The organism is Lysobacterales bacterium, from assembly GCA_016703225.1.
Classification (GTDB): Bacteria; Pseudomonadota; Gammaproteobacteria; order Xanthomonadales; family Ahniellaceae; genus JADKHK01.
The window spans coordinates 168,400-191,103 of sequence record JADJCM010000001.1 but is presented as its reverse complement, the minus strand read 5'-3'; the positions used below and the strand labels follow the sequence as shown (position 1 = coordinate 191,103).

General features: G+C 68.2%; 17 protein-coding genes. 3 read left to right on the top strand and 14 right to left on the bottom strand.

The window, feature by feature from the left end:
• Window positions 1-119 precede the first annotated feature (119 nt).
• The gene (locus tag IPG63_00815; protein MBK6725795.1) at window positions 120-2,420 is read left to right on the top strand and encodes a M28 family peptidase; all 2,301 of its coding nucleotides are present in this window, start codon (window positions 120-122) and stop codon (window positions 2,418-2,420) included.
• Window positions 2,421-2,837: 417 nt separating this feature from the next.
• On the opposite strand, the gene IPG63_00810 is transcribed toward IPG63_00815, so the two are convergent.
• From IPG63_00810 to IPG63_00755, 12 genes are all read right to left on the bottom strand, one after another.
• Window positions 2,838-3,047: a hypothetical protein gene (locus IPG63_00810; protein MBK6725794.1), complete on the bottom strand. Its 210-nt coding sequence runs from the start codon at window positions 3,045-3,047 to the stop codon at window positions 2,838-2,840.
• Between the two features lie 79 nt (window positions 3,048-3,126).
• Window positions 3,127-5,082, bottom strand: a complete 1,956-nt coding sequence (locus tag IPG63_00805; GenBank protein ID MBK6725793.1) for a copper-translocating P-type ATPase — start codon at window positions 5,080-5,082, stop codon at window positions 3,127-3,129.
• A gap of 247 nt (window positions 5,083-5,329) precedes the next feature.
• Entirely contained in the window at window positions 5,330-5,668 is a 339-nt protein-coding gene (locus IPG63_00800; protein ID MBK6725792.1) for a hypothetical protein, read from the bottom strand.
• Window positions 5,669-5,852: 184 nt separating this feature from the next.
• Entirely contained in the window at window positions 5,853-6,494 is a 642-nt protein-coding gene (locus tag IPG63_00795; protein MBK6725791.1) for a nuclear transport factor 2 family protein, read from the bottom strand.
• A gap of 67 nt (window positions 6,495-6,561) precedes the next feature.
• A complete protein-coding gene (locus IPG63_00790; protein ID MBK6725790.1) occupies window positions 6,562-7,227 on the bottom strand; it encodes a cytochrome c in 666 nt (221 codons plus the stop codon).
• Window positions 7,228-7,399: 172 nt separating this feature from the next.
• Window positions 7,400-7,906: a CopL family metal-binding regulatory protein gene (locus IPG63_00785; GenBank protein MBK6725789.1), complete on the bottom strand. Its 507-nt coding sequence runs from the start codon at window positions 7,904-7,906 to the stop codon at window positions 7,400-7,402.
• A gap of 151 nt (window positions 7,907-8,057) precedes the next feature.
• Window positions 8,058-9,224, bottom strand: a complete 1,167-nt coding sequence (locus IPG63_00780; GenBank protein ID MBK6725788.1) for a hypothetical protein — start codon at window positions 9,222-9,224, stop codon at window positions 8,058-8,060.
• The gene (locus IPG63_00775) at window positions 9,221-9,817 is read right to left on the bottom strand and encodes a hypothetical protein (GenBank protein ID MBK6725787.1); all 597 of its coding nucleotides are present in this window, start codon (window positions 9,815-9,817) and stop codon (window positions 9,221-9,223) included. Before IPG63_00775 ends, IPG63_00780 begins: the two co-directional genes overlap by 4 nt.
• A 6-nt stretch (window positions 9,818-9,823) precedes the next feature.
• Window positions 9,824-11,659: a hypothetical protein gene (locus tag IPG63_00770; protein MBK6725786.1), complete on the bottom strand. Its 1,836-nt coding sequence runs from the start codon at window positions 11,657-11,659 to the stop codon at window positions 9,824-9,826.
• 529 nt (window positions 11,660-12,188) lie between these two features.
• Complete coding sequence (locus IPG63_00765) at window positions 12,189-12,653, bottom strand: DUF4442 domain-containing protein (GenBank protein MBK6725785.1); 465 nt, start codon at window positions 12,651-12,653, stop codon at window positions 12,189-12,191.
• Window positions 12,653-15,124 carry an acyl-CoA dehydrogenase gene (locus IPG63_00760; GenBank protein ID MBK6725784.1) on the bottom strand — a complete coding sequence of 824 codons (2,472 nt, stop codon included), beginning with the start codon at window positions 15,122-15,124 and terminating at the stop codon, window positions 12,653-12,655. The genes IPG63_00765 and IPG63_00760 overlap by 1 nt, the downstream gene beginning before the upstream one ends.
• A gap of 16 nt (window positions 15,125-15,140) precedes the next feature.
• On the bottom strand, window positions 15,141-16,037 hold the full coding sequence (locus tag IPG63_00755; GenBank protein MBK6725783.1) for an alpha/beta hydrolase: 897 nt from the start codon (window positions 16,035-16,037) through the stop codon (window positions 15,141-15,143).
• A 90-nt stretch (window positions 16,038-16,127) separates the two neighbouring features.
• On the opposite strand from IPG63_00755, the gene IPG63_00750 reads away from it, so the two are divergent.
• Window positions 16,128-16,721 (top strand): TetR/AcrR family transcriptional regulator, encoded by a 594-nt coding sequence (locus IPG63_00750; protein MBK6725782.1) that lies wholly within the window; start codon window positions 16,128-16,130, stop codon window positions 16,719-16,721.
• A 135-nt stretch (window positions 16,722-16,856) separates the two neighbouring features.
• On the opposite strand, the gene IPG63_00745 is transcribed toward IPG63_00750, so the two are convergent.
• The gene (locus tag IPG63_00745; GenBank protein MBK6725781.1) at window positions 16,857-18,998 is read right to left on the bottom strand and encodes a TonB-dependent receptor; all 2,142 of its coding nucleotides are present in this window, start codon (window positions 18,996-18,998) and stop codon (window positions 16,857-16,859) included.
• A gap of 166 nt (window positions 18,999-19,164) precedes the next feature.
• Between IPG63_00745 and IPG63_00740 the strand changes: the two genes are divergently transcribed.
• A complete protein-coding gene (locus tag IPG63_00740; protein MBK6725780.1) occupies window positions 19,165-20,934 on the top strand; it encodes a phosphoenolpyruvate carboxykinase (GTP) in 1,770 nt (589 codons plus the stop codon).
• A gap of 11 nt (window positions 20,935-20,945) precedes the next feature.
• On the opposite strand, the gene ggt is transcribed toward IPG63_00740, so the two are convergent.
• The gene (gene ggt / locus IPG63_00735) at window positions 20,946-22,673 is read right to left on the bottom strand and encodes a gamma-glutamyltransferase (protein ID MBK6725779.1); all 1,728 of its coding nucleotides are present in this window, start codon (window positions 22,671-22,673) and stop codon (window positions 20,946-20,948) included.
• Window positions 22,674-22,704 lie beyond the last annotated feature (31 nt).

The following is a 22,704-nucleotide window of genomic DNA, read 5'->3' as shown; positions in this document are numbered from 1 at the left end:
GGCTTTCGACGACACCACGCGCGCGCAGGAACGCCTGATCCGCGACGCACTCTCGCTGCTCTCGGGGCAATAGCCGGGGCGGCATGGATTTCTGATATCGGAGCGCCCGCAAGGGTGCGATGCCAAGCTACGCTTCGCGTTCGAGCAACGACACGGTGCGGCGGATGGATGCGATGCGCAGGGAGCGGCTGGGTGCGCTGCTGACCTGGCTGTGGTGGGGGCTGGTGCTGCTTGCGGCCATCTGGGGACAGCGGGTTCCAGAGCCACTGCCCGCCACCGCTGATCCTGCGGTGTTTTCTGCAATGCGGGCGCGCGCGGTGCTGGTCGAGCTGCTCGGCGACGAACGGCCGCATCGGCTCGGGACGGCGGCGAACGCGGCGGTGGCCGATCGCGTGGTCGCGGCCTTCGCGGACATCGGGCTGAGCGCGGAGCGGCGCCCGCGCTTCGTCTGTGCCGACTACGGCGTCTGCGGCCGCGTCGAGAATCTGCTGGTGCGCTTGCCGGGTGCGGGCGACGAGGCGGCACTGCTGCTGACCTCGCACTACGACTCGGTCGGTGCCGGGCCCGGTGCCGGTGATGCCGGTGCCGGCACCGCGGCCCTGGTCGAGATCGCGCGCGCGCTCCAGGCCGATGCAGGTCCACGTCGCGAGATCCTGATCCTGGTCGCCGATGGCGAGGAAGCGGGGCTGCTCGGCGCCGAGGCCTTCGTGCAGGAACCCGAGTTCGCACGCGTCGGCGCGGTGCTCAACCTCGAGGCACGCGGCACCCGCGGTCGCGCCAACCTGTTCGAGACGCAGCCCGGCAACGCGGCACTGATCGCGGCGCTGGCGCCGGCACTGCCCGACCCAGCGTTGAGCTCGCTGGCTTACGAGATCTACCAGCGCATGCCGAACAACACCGACTTCTCGGTGTACAAGCGCGAGGGGCTCGCCGGCGCGAACTTTGCCTTCATCGGTGGCGGCGCGCGCTATCACACGCCGCTCGATGACCTGGCACATCTGGACTCCGGCAGCCTGCAGCATCTGGGCGACGGCGCACTGGCCGCAGCGCGCGCACTGGCCACACCGGGCACCACGGTCGTCGCGGATGCCGACCGCGTGTATTTCGACTGGGCCGGTCGCGTCTGGCACTGGTCGGCGCGCGCGAACCTGCTGCTGCTCGCGCTGGGCACGCTCGGGCTCGCGGTGTTCCTGATGCGCGCGTATCGCAGCGGCACGATCCGCGTGCGTGCGGTGGCACTTGCGGGTGGCCTGGCACTGGCCGCGCCGCTGCTCGCGGGAGCCTTGGCCGCGGGCGCGCTCGGTGCCTGGCAGGGACTCGGCGCGGTGCCGATGCCATGGACCGCAAATGCGCACGCGCTGCAATTCGCCGCCGCCGCGATCGGCCTCGCGGTAGCGCTGAGCGTGGCAGCGCGCGCGATCGCCTGGACCGGCGTCGCGGCCTGGCTCGCGGCGCTGTTGCTGCTGCTCTGGTTCGCGGCAGTCGCGTTGATCTGGATGCTGCCGGGCGGGGCCTACCTCGCGCTGGTGCCGCTGCTGGCGGTGGCGCCCTTCGCCGCGCTCGCGCCCGCGCGCTGCATGCTGATCGCCGCCGTGCTGGCGGCTTCGCTGCTGGCGACGCAGGCGGCGTCGCTGCTGCAGCTCCACGACAGTCTGGGACCCACCGCGCTGGTCGGGCTCGGCGTGTTGGTAGCCGCAGTGATGCTGCCGCTTGGCGCCACCTTGCCGGCGCTGTCGCCCTGGCGCGCGCGCCTGCTGCTCGGCGCCTGGGTGCTGGCGCTCGGAGCGGTGGGCGTCGCCGCGCTTCGGCCGCCCTTTGATGCCGACACGCGCGCGACGCTGGTGCTGCGCGACATCGCCGGACCCGAGGGCCGCGTGCTGCATCTGTCCGGACTCGCGGCCGGCGAGGACGCGACCTGGCTGTCCGCCTTGCCGAAACCGCCCGCAGCCCAGCGCGTGCTGCCGTGGGTAGACGCCGAGGTTCCCACGGTCGCGCTGCAAGGCGAAGGACTGGCGCCGCCAACGGCCGCACTCTCCACCGATGCGACCGGCGCACGACGGATCGAACTCACGCCCCCGGAACCCGAAGCCCTGGTCGCGCTGATCCTGCCCGCTGCGGTGCCGCTCGCGGCCGTGCGCGTCGATGGCGTCGCCTTCGCCGCACCGATCCGCCGCCAGCGCGCGCAGACGGGCGCCTGGCGCAGCGTGTTCGTCTATCCCACCGGCGCCCCGGTGCGCTTCGAGATCGACTGGCCCGAAGGCGTCGCTGCCGAAGCCTACGCACTCGCCCAGTCCGCAGGCGCGGCCCCCGACCTCCACCCCATCGCCACCGCCCGCAACCGCGTCGCCGTCCCCGCCCACTTCGGCGATGCGCGCATCGGCTACCGCAAGCTCGACCTCAACCCCACCGCCGCGCCCTGAACCCAAGCGCCCCTGCGGGAACCGCGCCCGGCCGCGATCACCTCCGGGAGCCGCCCCACCCACGTAGGGCGGCCCCCCGTGGCCGCCCGCTCTGCCCGCCTGGCCCGCCGCTCAGACCCGCGCTTTCCGGGTGCGGGTGGCTGCATGCCGAAACCGGAATATCCGACGAATCATCGAGCGTGGGGACGACGTGGTTGCAACCAGCGGTGTGCCCGCGGCGACGCGGAGCGCTGTCACGAGGCGCCCCTCTCTCCCGGCCTCTCTCCCGCGAGGGGAGAGAGGAGAAGTGCGCGACTGCGGCTTGGTCTGCGGCTCGGGGATGTTGGAGGCTTCTCGGCGGAAAGCTCGCGGCCAGGAGGCTTGCGCGGCAAGCAGATTCCTCGGGAAGGATCGCCGAGGAAGTGCCGCGAGGGTGGGTTACTCGAACCCGTCCGCAAACAGCACGCTGGCCCAGTTGCCGATCGGGGTGAACAGCGGGCCGACCTTCTTGCAGACCATCGAGTCCTGGGTGCCGGCGCCTTCGTTGGTGCGGTCGCGGACGCCGGCGCGGTAGTACAGCACCACGTCCGTTCCCTCGCCGGCGGCGCCGTCGAGGTCCTGGCCGTTGGCGAGGTTGCCGTCGACCATGGCGCAGTCGCCGAGACTGTTGTCGGCGCGGTCGCTGGATCGGTTGCGGGCATGCCGAAGCCCGGTCCCGCGCAGCGCGCTATCGCCGCAGACGATCCAGCGGTGCGCGGCGCAGCAGTTGCGCGTTGATCGCCACGATGATCGTGCTGACCGACATCAAGACGGCACCCAGCGCCGGCGCCAGCACGATGCCCCAAGGCACCAGCACGCCGGCCGCCAGAGGAATCGCGACGATGTTGTAACCAGCCGCCCACCACAAGTTCTGGATCATCTTGCGGTAGGTGGCACGACTGAGTGCGATGATCGCCGGAACATCGCGTGGGTCTGAACGCACGAGAACCACGTCTCCAGCCTCCACCGCGACGTCGGTCCCGGCGCCGATCGCCACGCCGACGTCGGCCGAAACCAGGGCCGGCGCATCGTTTACACCGTCGCCGACCATGGCCACGCGCTTGCCCTTGGTTTGCAGGCCCTCGATCACCGATGCCTTGTCCTGGGGCAAGACTTCGGCCAGTACGGTGTCGATGCCCAACTCGGTCGCCACGCTGCGCGCGACGGCTTCCGAGTCGCCGGTGAGCATGGCGACCTCGATTCCGGCATCGTGCAGCAAGCGCACGGCTTCCTTCGATTCAGGGCGGATGGCGTCGGCGATCGCGAATACTGCACGCACACCGCTCGCGTCCACCAGATAGATCGCCGAGCGACCGGCGACTGCGGCGCGCTCTGCCGCACCGCGAAGTTGCGTCGGCGCCTCGACCTTGAGCGCCCGCAAGAGCCCCGGACCTCCCACCTTCCAGACTTGGCCATCGACGATGGCTTCCACGCCACGACCGGCCTCGGCATGGAAATCCGTGGCCTGCGGAACCACCAGCCTGCGCTCTTCGGCGCTTCGCAGCAGGGCGCGTGCAACGGGATGCTCGGAGTCGCGTTCGCTGGCCGCGGCGAAGCGCAGGGCGTCCTCGGGCGTGAGCATGGCGTCGGTCGCGATGTCGACCACGCGGTGCTCGGCCAGCGTCAGCGTCCCGGTCTTGTCGAATACCACGATGTCGAGATTGCGCGCTTCTTCCAGGCCGCGGCGATCACGAATCAGCAGCCCGTGCTGGACGCCGAGCGTCGTCGAGATCGCGATGACCAGCGGCACTGCGAGTCCGAGTGCATGCGGGCAGGCGATGACGAGCACCGTCACCACGCGTTCCACGGTGTAGTTCCATGGCGCACCGAGCGCCGTCCAGACCACGGCGGTGAGCATGGCGATCGCGATCGCGGCGAACGTCAGCAGTCGCGCCGCTCGATCTGCCAGCGCCTGCGCCCGCGAGCGTGATTGTTGGGCCTGTTCGACCAGCCGCATGATGCCGGCCAACGCCGTCTGATCGCCGGTTCGCGTCACCTCCACGCGTAGCGACCCCTGGCCGTTCAAGGTGCCCGCAATCACGGCATCGCCCGCCTGCTTGTTCAGCGGTCGCGACTCGCCGGTAATCATCGATTCGTTGACTGGGCTCTTGCCGTCGCGAACGAGGCCATCGGCGGGAATGCCCGCACCAGGGCGGATCAGCAGCAGGTCCCCGGCGGCGAGTGTGGAGACCAGGACATCCTCGCTGCTGCCGTCAGCGCCGATCCGAACGGCTTTGTCGGGAAGCAGCTTGGCCAGTGCGCACAGCGCGCCTTGTGCCTGGGTGATGGAGCGCATCTCGATCCAGTGGCCGAGCAACATGATTGCCACCAGCGACGCCAGCTCCCACCACAAATCGCTGCCCGGCGCGCCGAAACTGACCGCCAGACTGAACACGAAGGCGACGCTGATCGCGAGTGAAATGAGCGTCATCATTCCGGGCAGGCGACGCCGGAGTTCATCCGCGGCGCCCTTCAGGAAGGGCCACCCGCCATAGAGGTAGACGGCGCTCCCGAACAGCGCAGGAATCCACGACGACCCGACAAACACCGGCGCGGTGTAGCCAAACCAATGCTGGATCATTCCCGACCAGACCACGGCCGGAACCGTCAGCAACAGCGTGATCCAGAAGCGGTCACGGAACATCGCCACGCTGTGGCCAGCGTGGCGATCATGCGCGCCGTGGTCCCGGTGACGCGCACCAGAGCGCGCCGAACGAGAGGCGCCCGTCGCCACCGCCTGAGGCGACTCGGGTGAATGGTGATGCTTGTGCTCGTCCAAGGCGCCCTCACCGGATGATCGACCGCTCGAGCACCACCGATGGGCTCGACCGTTTGCTATTTCGGGGTTCGACTGGGGCGAACGCAACGGCGTCGCCACCAGTCGGTGGGACTCATTTCGCCGCAGTGGCCAGCTCGACGCTGTCGTGCTGGCCGGCCTTGCCGTCAATGACGGTTGCCTCGGCATAGTGCTCGTCGACGATCGCATCGATGCGCACCTTACCGATCACCTCGCGCTTGAACCGGCCGATGCCTTTTGGCCCGGTCCGCACGCGGGAATGATGCACGACGTCCAGTTCCTGGCCGACACTCGCGCCGTCTGCGGCACCGATACACAGGACGATCGTCGAGTCCTGAACCTCAAGGATCTGTCCGCGCATGAAGACCGTGTGCCCGATCGAAGGCGAGTCGCCCGCAAGGGCGGCGCCCGAAGCCAGCAGACTGAAGAGCAGTAGTGAACCGAGCGCCCCGCGAATCGACCGACGGCGGGTGGCATGTGTTGAGATTGAACGGAACATGGGACTCTCCTTTGGTGAGTGGTTGGGCCAACTCCTCCGGAGGTCTGGCCCGGTTTGCGAGAACGGCCCGGTGCCGTGTATGGCTCCCGGGAGCCACGGGGAGCGATCTTGCTGCGCATCACGCGACGATGGCGAGGTCGTTGGACTGTCGCTCAAGGATCGTTGCCACTTCCGCCGGCTGGATGCTCCCGGTTGGAGGCGGCAATCGCGGGTGATGGGCCTGGTGCGCTGCTCCGGCGTGTTCGCGCAAGGGTTTCGGCCGGACAGCCGTCGACTGGTCCTTCGCACGACGCGACGACCAGTGGATGTGCACGATCCTCCAGGCCTGGCCCGACCTGCGCAGCACCATGGTCTCGGTCGCGTCGATCATCAGCATCTCTTTGCCCTTCATGGTGTGGATTGCACTTTCGCTCGACACCCAGGCGAGATCGCCGGAAGCCCGGGCGGTGCGCTGCCGGAGACTGATTCGCGCCGACTTCAGAAACGCCGCATCGCCCTTGGCGTGGCCGCCGAGGTACTCGTCGCGGCTGCGCTCGACAGCGCCGCTTTCGAGAATGATGACCCCGGGATCGAGTTCCGCGCCGGCTTTGGTCAGATCACCGGCACCGAGCGCGGCGGAAAATCGCTCGACGGTGGCGACTGCTTCGGCCGCTGCCGGTTCGATGCCGAGTTTGGCCTGGGAAACGTCGCGCCCGGCCGTCATCTGCGCGGGTTCGTGCTTTTCCTGGCCGTGCGCGAACAGCCCGGGAGCGCAGAGCATCGCGGCCAGGGCGAGTGCGATTCGGATCGGGTTCATACGGTTCTCCGTCAGTGGGTGAGGGTTGGCGTCAGTGCCGATGGTGGTCGGCGTCGGACGCCGCTTCGGCCATCGGATCGTCGATCGGTTCGAACGATGAACGGGTAGCACCGTCTGCAGGAGGATCGACCTGGTCCATGCCGGACAGGGTCGCCGCGTCGTGCGGCATGCTTTCACCGCCGCCATGATCGTGCCCGCCACTCGTGGTCACCAGTTCGTGATAGCGCGCCTGGGTCATGCGCGGAAACTGCCGCAACAAGGCGACCATGCCCCAGATGTAGCGGTCATCCATGCTCTTGCCCCAGGCCGGCATGCCGCTCATCTTGACGCCGTGCTTGATCACCCAGAAGGCTTCGCGCGGGTCCACGGCGCCGAGCTCCGACCAGGTCGGTGGTGGCGGGTACAGCCCGAGGCTGAGTTCAGTGTCCGGAGTGCCCGGGCTCAGGTGGCAAGTGACACACATCGCGTCGTAGTTGCCGGCACCGGCACGGATCAGTGCGTCGTCGTCAAGCGGCGGTACGGTGACATCGACGGCACGGGTGCTGATCGAGCGGCTGCGTACCGTCTCCATCAGGCGGTGGGTGAGCGGCCAATGCGGATCATCGGCCGCAACGTTGTAAACACCGAGTCCGATGAACGCTGCGGCCCCAATGACCGCCACGACGAACATCAGCAGAAAGATCTTGAACCGTTTCATGCTGGTCTCCCAGAAGCGAGATCCACTTGATACGCCAGTTCGATGCCGAACCGCGCGGACACGCTGTTGCCGGTTGCCGGTTGCCGCGCAGCCGCGTTCCGCTGGCAAGTCGGCACTGCTTGCGAACGTGTTCGCGACCAGCGCTGACGTGGCGAAGAGGATTACCAGGGAGTCAAGCGGAGGGTGGTCGAAACGGTGGCATCGACGGCAGTGCTTCCGAATGCTCGACCGACACGACGCCCGGCGCGAGCACTGCGGGCTGGGGGAACTGCGGCAGGACGGCGAATACCAACGCAGGCGGGAGCACGCAGCCGCATGAGCAGGTCGTCCCGTTGCAGCATGACCCGGCGGCCTCGGGATCGGCGCCGGTGCGGTCACCGGTCCGGGGCATTCCCGCATGCGTCTGCGCATGATCCATGCCGTGCTCGTCGTGCGCCTGGATCGCGGCATCGGCGATCGCGGCGTGCATGCCGTGCGACGTCGGATGCCCCATGCCTTGGCTCATGGCCGACATTGCCCACGGCGCCCCCGATGCGTTGAGCAACAGTGTTGCGACCAGCAAGATTCGGAGGATTTGCGGGTACATGGCGCAGAAAGACTGCGCCCGGTTCGCGGAAATTGCAATGCCTCCGCGGCGTGACCGGCGCATGCCGATCCGTGCCGCGGTGCAGGTGTTCATGCGGTCTACGCAGACTCGACGCGCGATCTGCCTCGTCGTCCTGCCACATCACTCCATCCATTCCCGACGCTGCGTCCGGCACGTGGATCGCTCCCGCGCGTTGCCCTCGGTCCCCGGCCTTCGCTCCATCGACGCTGCACTCATCCCGAACTTACTCGAACCCGTCCGCAAACAGCACGCTGGCCCAGTTGCCGATCAGGGTGAACAGCGGGCCGACCTTCTTGCAGACCATCGAGTCCTGGGTGCCGGCGCCTTCGTTGGTGCGGTCGCGGACGCCGGCGCGGTAGTACAGCACCACGTCCGTTCCCTCGCCGGCGGCGCCGTCGAGGTCCTGGCCGTTGGCGAGGTTGCCGTCGACCATGGCGCAGTCGCCGAGACTGTTGTCGGCGCGGTCGCTGTATTCGCCGGCGTTGTAGACGGTGCCGATCACGTCGCGCAGGTGGAAGCCCCGTCCGGACTGGTTGGTCGGAGTCACGTAATCGGCGGCGGTGGGGTCGAGCTCGAAGCCGCGTCCGGTCACGGTGTCGAGCACTTGCCAGCGGCGCTCGCTGGCGCAGCTTGGCGTGGTCGTGGGGTTGCAGCGCAGGGTCGCGAACTCGCTGCTCTTGGCGACGCCGTCTTCGGCGATGACGTCGTTGGCGGCGCCGTCGATGTCGAAGTCGAGGCGCCAGTAGTTGTGATGCCAGTGCGTGGTGTTGTTGTTGGTGCCATTGGAGTTGCCGAAGCCGAACTCGGGTTCGAAGGAGCCGTCGGCATGGAAGCGGAAGCGCGATGAGTACAGGTACCAGGCGGCGCTGTACTGGGTGCTGAGCTCGACGTAGCTGCCGAAGTCCTCGACCGCGACGCCGGTCTGGCAGCTGCCGCTCGGGTTGCCGTCGCTGCCATTGGTGACCAGGCTGAACGGACAGGTGCCGAAGGAGGCGATCGGGTCCTTGGACCGGTCGCAACTGCTGGTGGTGCTGCGTGCAAAGCTCGGGTGCAGCGCCGACCAGCGCAGCAGCTGGCTGTCGGTGTCCTTCCAGTCGCGGTAGCAGGTGCTGCTGGTGTACTCGGCGAACAGGATCGGCGCGTGCGCGCGCTTCAGCGCCAGATGCCCGCGATAGTGGACGTTGCGCAGCTCCATGCCCGAGCCGCGCGGCCCGGAACTCAGCCCGGGCGGCAGGTAGCAAAGTTCCCACAGCGGGTCGGAAGCCGGCCACGACAGCAGGGTCTCGTTGACGCCGCAGGTCGGGCTGGCGGCGTGGCCTGGTAGTGGAACCGACAGCAATGCGGCGGCGGTGAGGAAGATCGCGCAGTGGAAGCGGGAGATCGGGTTCATTGGCGGGCAGCCTTCTGCATGGATTCGGCGATGCCGCCGAGTTCGGGGTCATAGTCGGGATCGACGACGCGGCCGCGCTGCAGATCGACGATGGCGTGCGCGACCTTGTAGCGACCGTTCTCGCGCGAAACGATGACGTGGATGCAGCGCGACCCCAGGTCGCAGTGCTGGTCGCCCGGCTCGCGCTGGCTGAAGCCGCCGTAGACGTCGGTGTCATCAGTGAAGCGGGCGTCGATCGCGGCATCCTGGCGCAACAGCGCGACCGCGTAGGCGAGTTCGGCGTCGGTCGCGTTCAAGGTCAATGCCGGCAGCAGGCGATCGCTGATCAGGCTGCCGTCGGGTGCGGTCTGGCGTTCGCGTGCGACTGCGGCGGTGTAGTCCCACAGATAGGTGACGCGCATGCGTTGCTCGCGACCATCGCCGAGCTTCACTTCATCGTCGTACTCGCGCACCAGTACGGCGTCGTGGCCGTCGGGCAGTTGCAGCGTGGCGACGTGGTCGAGGGTCGGGCTGCGCAGCGAAGCGTTGCTGCCGGCGCAGGCGGCGAGTGCGAGCGCGCAGAGCGCGGTGAAACATCGGAGCGTGGATGTCATGGCGGCTCAGTGGGTGGGTGACGAAACGGTGGTGGCGCTGACCATGGCCAGCGGCGGCGAACGGCCGAGTGCAGGATCGGTCCACTGGTCGTAGAGGAACTGGCCGCGCGACTTCGCGCCCGGGCCAACGCTGAGGCTGCGCCCGCACATCGCGTTCTCGCTCGGCTGCGCGTTCTCGACCGCCTGGTTGCGCAGGAACTCGATGTAGTCGCGGCTCGCGGTCTGGTAACGCAGCGTGGCGGTGACCTGCAGCGGGCGCGGCGTGCCCGGCGCCAGCGGCACGCTGTAGGCGGTGTCGTCGTAGTGCACCAGCTGTCCCGATCCGGGAGCGGTCTCTGGGTAGGTGTGGCCGACCGGGCGCAGGTCCTCGCCATTAGGATCGAGTGCGGTGCGCGGCGTGAAGCCTGCGGGCGGGATGCGGTTGTCCTTGGCGATGCAGTTGTTCAGCACGAAGTGGAACTGTTTGCGGCCGAGCCCGTCCTCGGTGCGGCAGATGCCGGCGCCGGCGTCCCAGATGCCCTGCAGCACCTCGTACACCTTCGGCGTCGGTGACGGCGCGAGCGTGCCGGTGGCGGCGTCCCAGGCGCCGCTTTCGTAGACCAGCGCACCGTTGCCGTCGAGCACGCGCAGGTGCAGCCACATGCGCCGACCTTCACCGTAACCGGTTGGCAGCTTGTGGCCGGCGCGATTGGTGACGCGCACCTGCGCCTGCAGCGTGGTCGCATCCGCAGCCAGCGGCTCAAGCGTCAGCGCGATGTCGGCGCTGCGTTGCGTGAGCATCTCCTCGGCCCAGTTGATGGCGCGGCCGATGGCATTGCTGCGACCGGTGGTGCCGCCGTAGAGCTGGTCGATGACGCGCAGCATCCAGGTGTTGCCGCCGACGAATTCGTGCACCGCCAGTTCGCCACTGCGTGAGCCGACCGGGTTCTGCATGCAGGCGCGCGCCGTGGCATCGCTGCTGCTGCGCATGTGGCAGTCCTGGCAGCTCTGCACCTGCACGATGCCGGCGCCGGCGCGGGTTTCGTCCTCGAAGGAATCGACCAGGAAACGGTCGCCGTAGCGGCTCTGCTTCCACTCGCTGTAGGTGCGCTCGGCCGGGAACGCGCGCCCGCTGTCGCTGCCGTCGAGCAGGATGTGGGTGCGCGCCGGCACGCCGCCGACCAGTGGCGAAGACACGTCGTGGCAGCTGCCGCAGTGCGAGCTGTCGCTGATGAAGTTGGAGAACTCCCAGCCGTGCGGCGGCTGCAGGCTGCTGCTGGGCGCGTAGCGATACGGGCCCTTGCGGCAGGGGCCGTAGTAGCCGTTGCACTCCAGGCTGTCGTCGAGCCAGACATTGCCGCTGCCGGCGGGCGCCAACTGGCCGGCGGGTCCGGTCGGTGCCATGCGATGGCAGTTGTGGCAGGTGATGCCGGAGTAGTCGTTGTTGGCGTTGTCGTAGTCGTCGTGATCGCCTTGAAGCAGGCAACCGTTGCTACCGTCGACCAGATCATTGGGCGGTGCCAGCCCGGTCTTGCGTACGCGTCCGCCGTACCAGCCCTGCGAGGTGTGGCAGCGCAAGCAGAAGTCGCCCACCCCGGGCAGGTCGCGATTGGCGACATCGAGCGCGGCCCAGAACAGCGGGTCGCGGGTCGAGTGCGACATCATCGAGCCGCCCCAGGAATCGTGCGGCATGAAACCCGGCCCCGGCGCGCCGAAGGTGCCGTGGCAGGACGCGCAGGACTCGACATCCTCCAGCGGCACCGCCAGCCCCGGCTGCGTGCCATGCGCGGTGAAGTCCTGGGCGCAGGCCTGGCCCGCGACGAACGCGGCCAGCAGCGCCACGGCGTGGATGGCTCGTGACATGCGGAGGACCCAAGAGAGCAGCCGCGAAAGATACGCCAGCGCGTAGCCCGCGGCGTGAAGACGGCGTTCACGCGCCGCCGGCCGCGCCGCAGCCCAGGTCTCGATACCGGGGCGTGGTTGGGCACCGGCGCGAACTTCCGTCCCGCAGCCGGGACGGTGCCGCCGCCGAGCGGGCCGACGGCTTTGAGTCCTGCCGCACAACACCCGGATTCGCAACGGTTTGCCTGGCCCGGCACGACGCCGGGCACCCGCAGCAGCGCGCGCTCGACCCGCCCCACTCAGGAGGCGCAGATCATGCTCTGAATGGCGAGTCGATGCAGTTTCACCGGCGATGCGTTCATGGCTCTCCCCAAAGGTGCAGCCACAGGCTGGCGCACGGCCGGCTTGGCTTTTTCCCTCTCCCTCGACGGGAGAGGGCAGGGAGAGGGTGAGTTCGGAGCGGTGTCGCGGTGCGCCCCCTCTCTCCCGGCCTCTCTCCCACGGGGGGAGAGAGGAGAAGAGCGGGGTATCGAAACGTCCGTGACGCTGCTTAGCGCTTCCGCGGCGTGACCCACATGGTGATGTCGGCCTCGAACACGCGGGTGCGGTCGGGATCTGTGGCGACGACCGGGATGACGCAGTCGTGGCCGCTGCCGATGTCGTCGGGCAAGGTGATGGTGGCTTCGAGCCGCGCTTCGCGCGTGGCCTTGGCGAGATAACGAACCGTCATCGTCTTCGGAATCCAGCGCCACTCCGGTTTCAGCGTGGCTTCGATGCCGACGCCGGCGGCGAGTTCGGCGCCGTTGCACAGGGCGATGGCGTGGATGGTGCCGATGTGGTTCTGGATACTGCGGCGTTGCCGGATGCGCACCACCATGCGGCCGGCTTCGAGCGACTCGATGCGCGGGTGGATCGAACCGAAATACGGTGCCTGCCAACAAACGATGCGCGCGAACAGCCAGCGGCCGAAGGGTTTGTCCTTCAGCCGCTGCCAGTGCGCGAGCACGCTCGACATCAGGCGGCGGCCTTGAGTGCGGTCTTTTTCGCGGCGCTGGCGGCTTCGAGTTCGGCGTGGTCGAAATCATCGACGGCGATGAACTCGTTGGTGAGCACGCGCACTTCGGCGAGCAGGTCGCGTTCGGCAACGCTGATGACGTTCTTCTGCACCGCTTCTTCCAGTTGCGCGGCGACTTCCAGCGCCACGATCTGGCCGGCCTTCACCGCCTTGATCACCTTGCGCTCCACCGGTTCGGAGGCGATGACCTTGTCGAGCGCGTGGTGCATGCGTCCCGGCACGTTGTTCGCGTTCGGGGTCAGGTAGACGCCTTCGACCAGACGGTTGCGCGCCTCGCTCGGTGCCAGCAGCAGGGTGCAGACGCGGTGGCCGAGGCGGTCGGACGGCGCGTGCTCGCGCAGGCCGATCGGGAACACCAGCGCGCGCAGCAGCCAGGCCACCGGGCGGATCGGGAAGTTGCGCAGCACGCCGTCGAGCGCGTTCTGCATCTTGTACACGGCATCGTGCATCGCCCAAGCCAGCAGCGGGTAGTCGGCGAGCGGGCGGCCCTGGTCTTCCCAGCGCTTGAGCATCGCGCTCATGATGTAGAGCTGGCTGAGCACGTCGCCAAGTCGCGCCGAGAGCTTTTCCTTGACCTTGAGCTTGCCGCCGAGCGTGGCCATCGCGGTGTCGGCGACCAGCGCCAGGTTGGCGGAGTAGCGCGTGATCTTCTTGTAGAACTTCGCGGTCGTGGCATCGCCGATCGGCGCCTTGGCCAGGCGCGAATGGGTCAGGCCAAGCAACAGCGAACGCACGCCGTTGCTGATCGCGAAGCCGATGTGGCCCATCAGCAGGCGATCGAACTCGGCCAGGCGCTTGCCGGGATCGGCGAGCTGCGCCGCCTGCATTTCCTTGAGCACAAACGGGTGGCAGCGCACCGCGCCCTGGCCGAAGATGATCATGCTGCGCGTCAGGATGTTGGCGCCTTCGACCGTGATGCTGATCGGCGCCGCCTGGTAGGCGCGACCGAGATAGTTGCGCGGGCCGAGGATGATGCCCTTGCCGCCGTGGATGTCCATGGCGTCCTTGACCACGATCGCGCCGGTCTCGGTGGCGTGGTACTTCGCGATCGCACTCGGCACCGACGGCTTCTCGCCCAGGTCCACCGCGGCCGCGGTCATGCGCGACAGTGCGGTGATCGCGTAGGTCAGGCCACCGATGCGCGCGAGCGCTTCCTCGACGCCCTCGAAACGGCCGATCGGCATCTGGAACTGTTTGCGGATGCGCGCGTAGGCACCGGTCGCGGCCACGCCCATGCGGCAGCCGCCGGCGGCGGTCGAGGGCAGCGAGATGGCGCGCCCGACCGACAGGCACTCGACCAGCATGCGCCAGCCTTGCCCGATCATCTTCTCGCCGCCGATCAGATAGCTCATCGGGATGAACACGCCGTTGCCGCGCACCGGTCCGTTCTGGAACGGCACGTTCAGCGGAATGTGGCGGCGGCCGATTTCAAGCCCCGCGGTATTGCGCGGAATCAGCGCGAGGGTGATGCCGCGATCCTTGTCGCCGCCGAGCAGGGCATCCGGATCATGCAGGCGGAAGGCGAGGCCGACGATGGTCGCGATCGGCGCGAGCGTGATGTAGCGCTTGTCGAAGGTGAGCCGGATGCCGAGCGTTTCCTCGCCATTGAACTGGGCCTTGCAGACCACGCCGAAGTCGGGGATCGAGGTGGCGTCGGAGCCGGCATGCGGGTTGGTCAGCGCGAAGCAGGGAATTTCCTCGCCGCGCGCGAGTCGCGGCAGGTAGTGGCTCTTCTGTTCATCGGTGCCGTAGTGCAAGAGCAATTCGCCCGGGCCGAGCGAGTTCGGCACGCACACGGTCGAGGACAGGGTGCCGGAGACGCTGGCGCACTTCGCCACCACCGCGCTGTGCGCCAGCGCGGAGAAGCCGAGGCCGCCGTAGGACTTGGGGATGATCATGCCGAAGAAGCGGTTCTTCTTCAGGAACTCCCAGACCTGCGGGCTCAGGTCGGCGCGCACGTGGGTGGCTTCCCACTCGTCGTGCAGCTTGCAGACTTCATCGACCGGTCCATCGAGGAAGGCCTGTTCCTCCGCCGTCAGTGCCGGCTTCGGCTGCGCTGCCAGCTTGCGCCAGTCGGGGCGGCCGGAGAACAGCTCTCCTTCCCAGCCGACGGTGCCGGCTTCGAGCGCGGTCTTCTCGGTCTCGGACAACTGCGGCGTGATGCGCTGGTACAGCTTCAGGAACGGGCCCGAGAAGATGGCGCGGCGCAGCGGCCCCAGGTTGAACGGGATCGCGACCAGCGCGAACACGCCCCAGGCGACGTACAGCGCGACGGGATGCGCGCCGGCGAATGCCGTCGCGGCGGCTAGGCCGAGTGCCGTCAGGCCGGTCCAGACGAGCAATCCGAGTCGCAAGTGCGCGACCACGACGGTGCTGAGCAGAAGAACGAGGAAGGGGAGCGTGCTGTTCATCGGAGTCTCCGGTGGATCAGGCGGTGCGTGCTGCCAGCCGTTGCAGGTAGCGGGCGATGGTGGATACGAAAACGTCGTTTGCATCGCCGACGACCATGTGCGTGGCCTCGTCGATGCGTTCGTGTTCGGCGTGCGGGACGAGCTTCTGGAACTCGTCGATAGTGTGGTCCGAGACGACATCGCTGCGTCCGCCCGAGATCAGCAGCACCGGCAGGCGCAGCGCACTCGCGGCGGCGGTAAGCCCGGCGACGTAGCGCGCGCCGTTGTCGCCGGCGACGGTGTCGAGCAGGCGCGGGTCCCAATGCCAGCGGAGGCGGCCGTTGGCCATCGGCACCAGCATCTTCTGCAGTCGGCCGGGATCGTTGCGCTGCGCGCGATGCGGCAGATAGGCCGCGACCGCGGCGCTGGCTTCCTCGACCGAGGCGAAGCCGTGGGGGTGTGCGCGCATGAACTCGAGAATGCGGTTGACGCCGGAGGTTTCCCAGCGTGGCGTCACGTCGACCAGCACCAGTGCCTCGAACAGGCCCGGCTGCGCGGCTTCGGCCATCATGCCGATCAGCCCGCCCATCGAGGCGCCAACCCAGACCGGTGGCCGCGGCAGCGAGCGGGCGATGGCTACGGCATCGTCGACGAAGCGTTCCAGCTCGTAGGCAACGCCGTCATCCCAGTCGCTCTCGCCGTGGCCGCGGCCGTCCAGTGCGAGGCAGTGGAAGCCCTGTTGCGCCAGGTGTTCTGCGGCGACGGTCCAGGCCAGCCGCGACTGGCCGAAGCCATGCGCGAACACCAGTGGTGGGTTTGCTGGCGAACCGAAGTGCTCGATCGCGAGTGCAAGCCCGCCCGGTCGCGGGAAGCGGCGCAGTTCGCGATGCACGCGAGCAGGCGGGGCGGCAGCGGGGCAGCTGGCAGGGCTCATGGCGGCAAGTGTGTCAAACACTCGTTTGAGTTGTCAATACGCATGCGTATGGTGATACCCTGCGGGCCCGAATTCCGAGTGTTCCCGCCTATGCCTTCGACGCGCACGGCCGAGCTCCGCGGCGAACGCGCCCGCCTCTCCAGCGCCGACTGGGAAGCCGCTGCGCTCGACCTGCTCGCCGAGCAGGGGGTGGCCGCAGTCGCGGTCGAGCCGCTAGCGCGTCGGCTCGGGGTGACCAAGGGGAGCTTCTACTGGCATTTTCCGTCGCGCGAGGCGTTGTTGAAGGCAGCGCTGGAACGCTGGGAGCGACTGGACGAAACCACCGTGTTCGCGCCGCTCGAGGAAATCGCCGATGCGCGTGCGCGCCTGCGCGAGCTGTTCGTCAGCACCAGCCGCGAGATGCGCACGCATCGGCTGTACAGCGAACTGCTCAAGGCGCTCGACCACCCGGTGGTGCAGCCGGTGATGGCGCGGGTGTCGCAGCGGCGCATCCATTTCCTGATGCAGGCCTATCGCGCACTCAACTTCTCGCGCCGCGACGCCATGGACCGCGCGCGCCTGGTCTATTCCGCCTACGTCGGGTATCTGCAGCTGATGCTGCAACTCAAGCTCACCCGCATGAGCGCCGAAGAGTTCGACGCCTACGTGCTGCACGTGGTGGCGACGTTCATTCCGCGGGAATGAGATCGCGCCGTTGCGGCACCACCCGATGTTACGCGGGGATGTGATCGCGCCGTTGCCGGCGCTCCTACAAACGGCGACGACGCCGCGCGGATTGTAGGAGCGCCGGCAACGGCGCGACCCAATCCACGGGGTCCATCAAAGTGCCACTTCAATCCCGAAGTAGCCCTGGCGACCGGCCGCCGGTTCGATGCCATCGCTGCGCACGCGCGAGGTGTAGATTTCGTCGGTGACATTGTTGACGCCGCCGAGCAGGCGGATGTGTTCGTTGATGCGCCATTCGCCGGTCAGGTCGAGCACGTGGTAGGCGGGGATTTCGGCGGCAACGAAGGTGACGACGTTGCCGGTGGCGGTGTTGGCGTCGCGCCAGAATTGTTCATCGACGCGGGTGCCGGTGAGCCCGAGCTTCACGCGCTCGTCGAAGCCGCGCCAGATCAGGCCGAGCTTGGCGATGTGGTCGGGCGCATAGGCCGGGGTGTTGCCGACCAGATCGGCGGTCAGCGAATCGGTGATCTCGGCATCGAGCAGGGCGATGGAGCCGAACAGGGTCAGGTGGCGACCGGCGCTGCCGGCGAAGAAGTCGTATTCACCGGCGAACTCGATGCCCTGGTGGCGCGCATCGCCCGAGTTCACGCGCTCGACTTCGCTCGGCGAGATCAGCACGGTCTCGATCTTGTCGCGGAAGTCGATGCGGAAGACGCTGACATCGAAGAACAGGCCATCGACCGGCGCACCGCGCAGGCCGATTTCGGCGCTGAAGGTCTTGGCCGGGTCCGGGTCATTGCCGGTGATCAGGTTCGAGGTCGGGTTGCCGACGTCGTCGTAGCGCATCGGCCGATAACCCTGCGACAGGTTGCCGTAGGCCTGCAGTCCTTGCTCGACGAAGTCATAGGTGGCGCCAAGGCCAGCCAGCGGCACGCTGTGGTGGAAGCTGTCGTCGATCGGATCGCGCATCACGGTGGACGAGCGCTGGGTTTCCTCGATGTCCAGCGTCAGCGATTCGATGCGCAGCGCCGGGACCAGGCTCCAGCGGTCGAAGCGGAAGATCGACTCGGCGAACAGCGCGGCGTAGTCGGTGCCGCGCAGCTGGGCGTAGCGCAGCACGTTGCCGGCGTCGGCGTCGAGCACGACGTTGGAGCGCTGCCAGCGGTCGCTGTCCTCGTGGTAGGCGGTGAGGCCGAAGGTCAGCGTGTGGTTGCTGCCGAAGTCGTGGGTCACGCGCGCATCGAGCCCGGTGCTGGTGAAGTCCTGATGGTCGAAGTTCGAGCGCAGGTTGGCCGGCAGTTGTCCGGGCAGGAACACGGCATTGGCGCGACGGCTGTCGCGGTCGAGCTCGGCATGCCACACGCGCGCGTCCAGCGTGTAGCTGTCGGCGAGTGCGCGTTCGGTGCTCAGGACCAGCGACTGGCGCTCGATCGCGATGCGGTTGAACGGCGTTGTGGTCAGTTCGGGCTGCGTTTCGAACAGCGGCGTCGGCAGGCGACCGGCTTCGCCGGACTCGCTCTCGTAGTGGTTCAGGTCGAGGCGCCAGTTGGCCAGATCGCTCTCGCGCCAGAACAGCGCGATCGCGGCGCCGTCCACTTCGCTGTCGGAATTCACGCGGGTGCCGTCGAACTCGCGATGATCGAGCTCGACGCGGTAGCCGAAGTCGCCGGCACCGCCGCTGATCTGGTTGTAGGTTGCATACAAGCCGTCGCCGCCGCCGATGTGGCGCGAGCTGGCTGCGAACTCTGCTTCCGGCAACGGATCGCGCGTCACCAGGTTCACCGCCGGACCGGGCTGCGGGCCATACAACAGCGCGGAGCCGCCACGCACGAATTGCACCCGTTCCAGGCGCTCGGTCGGCGGCAGGTAGTACATGGTCGGATAGCCGAACCAGCTGCTGGCGAGCGGCACGCCGTCTTCGAAGAACATCACGAACTCGGACTCGTGCGGATCGCCGAGGCCGCGGTAGTTGATGTTGAAGTGACTCGGGACCTGCTGCTCGGACACCAGCAGCCCGGGCACGCGCACGAAGGTCTGGCGCAGCTCGTTGTTCGCGACCGCGGGTTGCTCGGCCAGATCCACGTCGGTGGTCTTCTTGCCGGCCAGTACCTGGCCATCCTCGATCTCTTTGCTGACCTGCGGGAAGCGCGGATCGGCCTGGGCGTCGGCTTCCACCTCGGTGCGGTCGAGACGGTGCGGTTTGCGATCTCCGGCGTCTGCGGGTTCGGCCAGGGCAAAGGCCGGGAGGGCCGCGGCCAAGGCCAGGGCGAGCAGTTGGGGGCGGTGGGAAATCATGGGGTTACCTCGTGCAGAATCAGGTCAGCGGGCGACTGTAATGCGAATAGCTCGCATTTACAACCGAGAATGGCTCTCATTGCCTTGCGCTCCTTGATATCGACGGATAGCCTGCGCGCCTCCCCCAGTTTCCCCTTTCTGGCCCGCCCGGGCACGGAGTTTTGCCATGACCTCCCAACTCGCGACCCTGAACGCCTGGGTCCAAGACGTGGCTGCATTGACGCGGCCCGACCGCATCCACTGGTGCAATGGCAGCGAGGCCGAGCTGCAGCAGCTGACCCAGCTCATGCTCGACAGCGGCGATCTGCTGGCGTTGAATCCGGATACTCATCCCGATTGTTATCTGCACCGCTCCCACCCGTCCGATGTCGCGCGCGTCGAGCACCTGACCTTCGTCTGCACCAAGCATCAGGAGGACGCCGGGCCGAACAATCACTGGATGCACCCGAGCGAAGCGCACGCCGAGATCGACGCGCTGTTCCAGGGCTGCATGCAGGGCCGCACGCTGTACGTGATCCCGTATTGCATGGGACCGATCGACTCGCCGATCGCGCGTTGTGGCGTCGAGATCACCGACTCGCCCTACGTCGTCGCGAACATGCGGTTGATGACGCGCATGGGCAGCGCCGCGTTGGCGCGCATCGAGCGCGAGGGCAAGTTCGTCAAGGGCCTGCATTCGACCGGCGACCTGGATCCGACGCGTCGCTTCATCATGCATTTCCCCGAGGAACTGACGATCAAGTCGATCGGCTCCGGCTACGGCGGCAACGCCCTGCTCGGCAAGAAGTGCCATGCCTTGCGCATCGGCTCGTGGCAGGCGCGCAGCGAAGGCTGGCTGGCCGAACACATGCTGATCGTCGGCATCGAGAACCCGCAGGGCGAGGTGCACTACGTCGCGGCCGCATTCCCCTCTGCCTGCGGCAAGACCAATCTGGCCATGCTGATCCCGCCCGAGGGTTATCGCGAGGCCGGCTGGAAGGTATGGACCATTGGCGACGACATCTGCTGGATGTCGCCCGGCGAAGACGGCCGCCTGTGGGCGATCAACCCCGAGGCCGGTTTCTTCGGCGTCGCGCCGGGCACCGGCGCCAAGACCAATGCCAACGCCCTGGCCATGCTCAACCGCGAGGCTATCTTTACCAATGTCGCGGTGACGGACGACAACCAGCCGTGGTGGGAAGGTCTCGATGCCCGCATTCCGGTCAAGGACTGGAAGGGCAACGACTACATCGCCGGCAACGGCCCGGCTGCGCATCCGAACTCGCGTTTCACGGTCTCGGCCAAGCGCTGCCCGAGCTGGACGCCGAAGGCCGAGGAAGCGCGCGGCGTGCCGATCTCGGCGATCGTCTTCGGCGGTCGCCGCGAATCGCTGGTGCCGCTGGTGTTCGAAGCGCGCAACTGGACCCACGGCGTGCTGGTCGGAGCGGCGATGGCCTCCGAGACCACGGCCGCCGCGACCGGTGCGGTCGGTGTCGTGCGCCGTGATTCGATGGCGATGAAGCCGTTCTGCGGCTACAACTTCGCCGACTACTTCGCGCACTGGCTGTCCTTCGACAAGCCAGGCGCGAAGCTGCCGAAGATCTTCCACGTCAACTGGTTCCGCAAGGGCGCCGACGGCAAGTTCCTGTGGCCCGGCTTCGGCGACAACCTGCGCGTGCTCGAGTGGATGCTGAAGCGCTGCGAGGGCAAGGCCGGCGCAGTCGAAACCGCGATCGGTCATCTGCCGAAACCCGCCGACCTGAACGTCGATGGGCTCAAGCTCGGCGAGCAGGGCATCGCGCAATTGCTGCACATCGACGAGAGCGGCTGGGCGCGCGAGTTCGAGGCGATCAGCGAGTACCTCGACGAGTTCGGCGCACGCGCGCCGGCGGCGCTGCGCGAGGAAGCGGCGCGCATCGCTGCACGCCTGCCGCAGCGGGAAGTGCAGTCGGCCTGACGGCCGGTCGTTCAGTACCCGGCGGCGAGACCGGTGCCGCGGCGTGGGTCGTTCGCGCCGTGGAAGCGCATGCCCGGGATCGGCGCCGCATCGCGCGCCGGGGCACCGATCAGGATCGCGGCCAGGTGGTTTTCCGGCTGCGGTCCGCCGAAGCGGTGGCCCATCGCCTCCAGCAGGCGGCGCGAGTCGGGACTCAGCGCGAACGGCTCCACGTTGGTCTCCGGCGGTTGCCATTGCTGGTGGAAGCGCGGTGCGTCCACCGCCTGCTGGATGTCCATGCCGTGGTCGATGACGTTGACCAGGGTGTGCAACACCGCGGTGATGATGCGGCTGCCGCCGGGCGTGCCGACCACCATGAACGGCTTGCCGCCGCGGTTCACCAGCGTCGGCGTCATCGAGCTGAGTGGTCGCTTGCCGGCCGCCACGGCGTTGGCCTTGCCCTCGACCAGCCCGTACAGGTTCGGCGTGCCCGGGGCGGTGGCGAAATCGTCCATCTCATTGTTGAGCAGCACGCCGGTGCCGGTGGCGGTGACCTTGGCGCCGAACCAGTCGTTGAGCGTGTAGGTGACCGCGACGACATTGCCGTCGGCGTCGGCGATCGAGTAGTGCGTGGTGTGGCTGCCCTCGTGCGGGGGCTTGCCGGGTGCGAGTGCTGCGGAATCGCCGGCCTTGCGGTCGTCGATCGCGGCGCGGATGGCCGCGGCGTGCTGCGGCGCGATCAGCGCGGTCACCGGGTTGGACACGAACTCGGGGTCGCCGAGGTAGTGGTTGCGATCGACGTAGGCGTGGCGCATCGCCTCGATCATCCAGTGCGTCGCCTGGGCCGAACCGAAGCCGTGTTCGGCCAGCGGGTAGCCCTCCAGGATGGCGAGCAGCTCGCACAGGATCACGCCGCCCGAGCTCGGCGGCGGGGCCGAGACGATTTCGAAGCCGCGGTAGCGGCAGCGCACCGGCTCGCGCTCGATGGCGCGGTAGCCCGCGAGGTCTGCGGTGCTGATCCAGCCGCCGCCCGCCTGGCTGGCGCGCGCCAGTGCCTCGGCAATCGGGCCGCGATAGAAGCCCTCCTGACCGTGGCGGGCGATGCGCCTGAGCGTGCCCGCGAGTTCGGGTTGGCGCAGGCGATGACCCGGACGCGGCACGCTGCCGTCGGCGCTGAGGAAGACGCGCGCCGCTTCGGGGTCATGGCGCAGATCGTCGGCGGCGTAGGCGATCATGGCGATGTCGCCGGCGTCGAGGTCGAAGCCGCGCTGCGCCAGTCGGATCGCCGGTGCGACCAGGCGTCGACGCGACAGCGAGCCAAAGCGCATCCGCGCGAGTTCGAGCCCGGCGACGGTCCCGGGTACCGCAACGGCACGGTGACCGAGTGTGCTGGCGCCGGCGATCGGCTTGCCCTCGGCGTCGAGGAAGCTCCGCGCATGCACGGCCGCCGGCGCGGTCTCGCGGAAGTCAATGAAGTGCGCGCTGCCGTCGGCCAGCTGGATCGTCATGAAGCCGCCGCCGCCCAGGTTGCCGGCGGCCGGGTAGACCACGGCGAGCGCGTAGCCGACTGCCACCGCGGCATCCACCGCATTGCCGCCCTCGCGCAGCACGGCGACGCCGACCTCGGTGGCGTGGTGCTGAGCGCTCACCACCATGCCGTTGGCGGCGGACACCGGGGCCGGGGAGACGGCCTTGCCGGGCAGGCCGCAGAGGGCCAGCGTCGCCGCCAGCAGGAACGGGATCGGTCGCAGCAGGCGCATCGCAGTCTCCTTGGATGGAGCCGCGATTCTG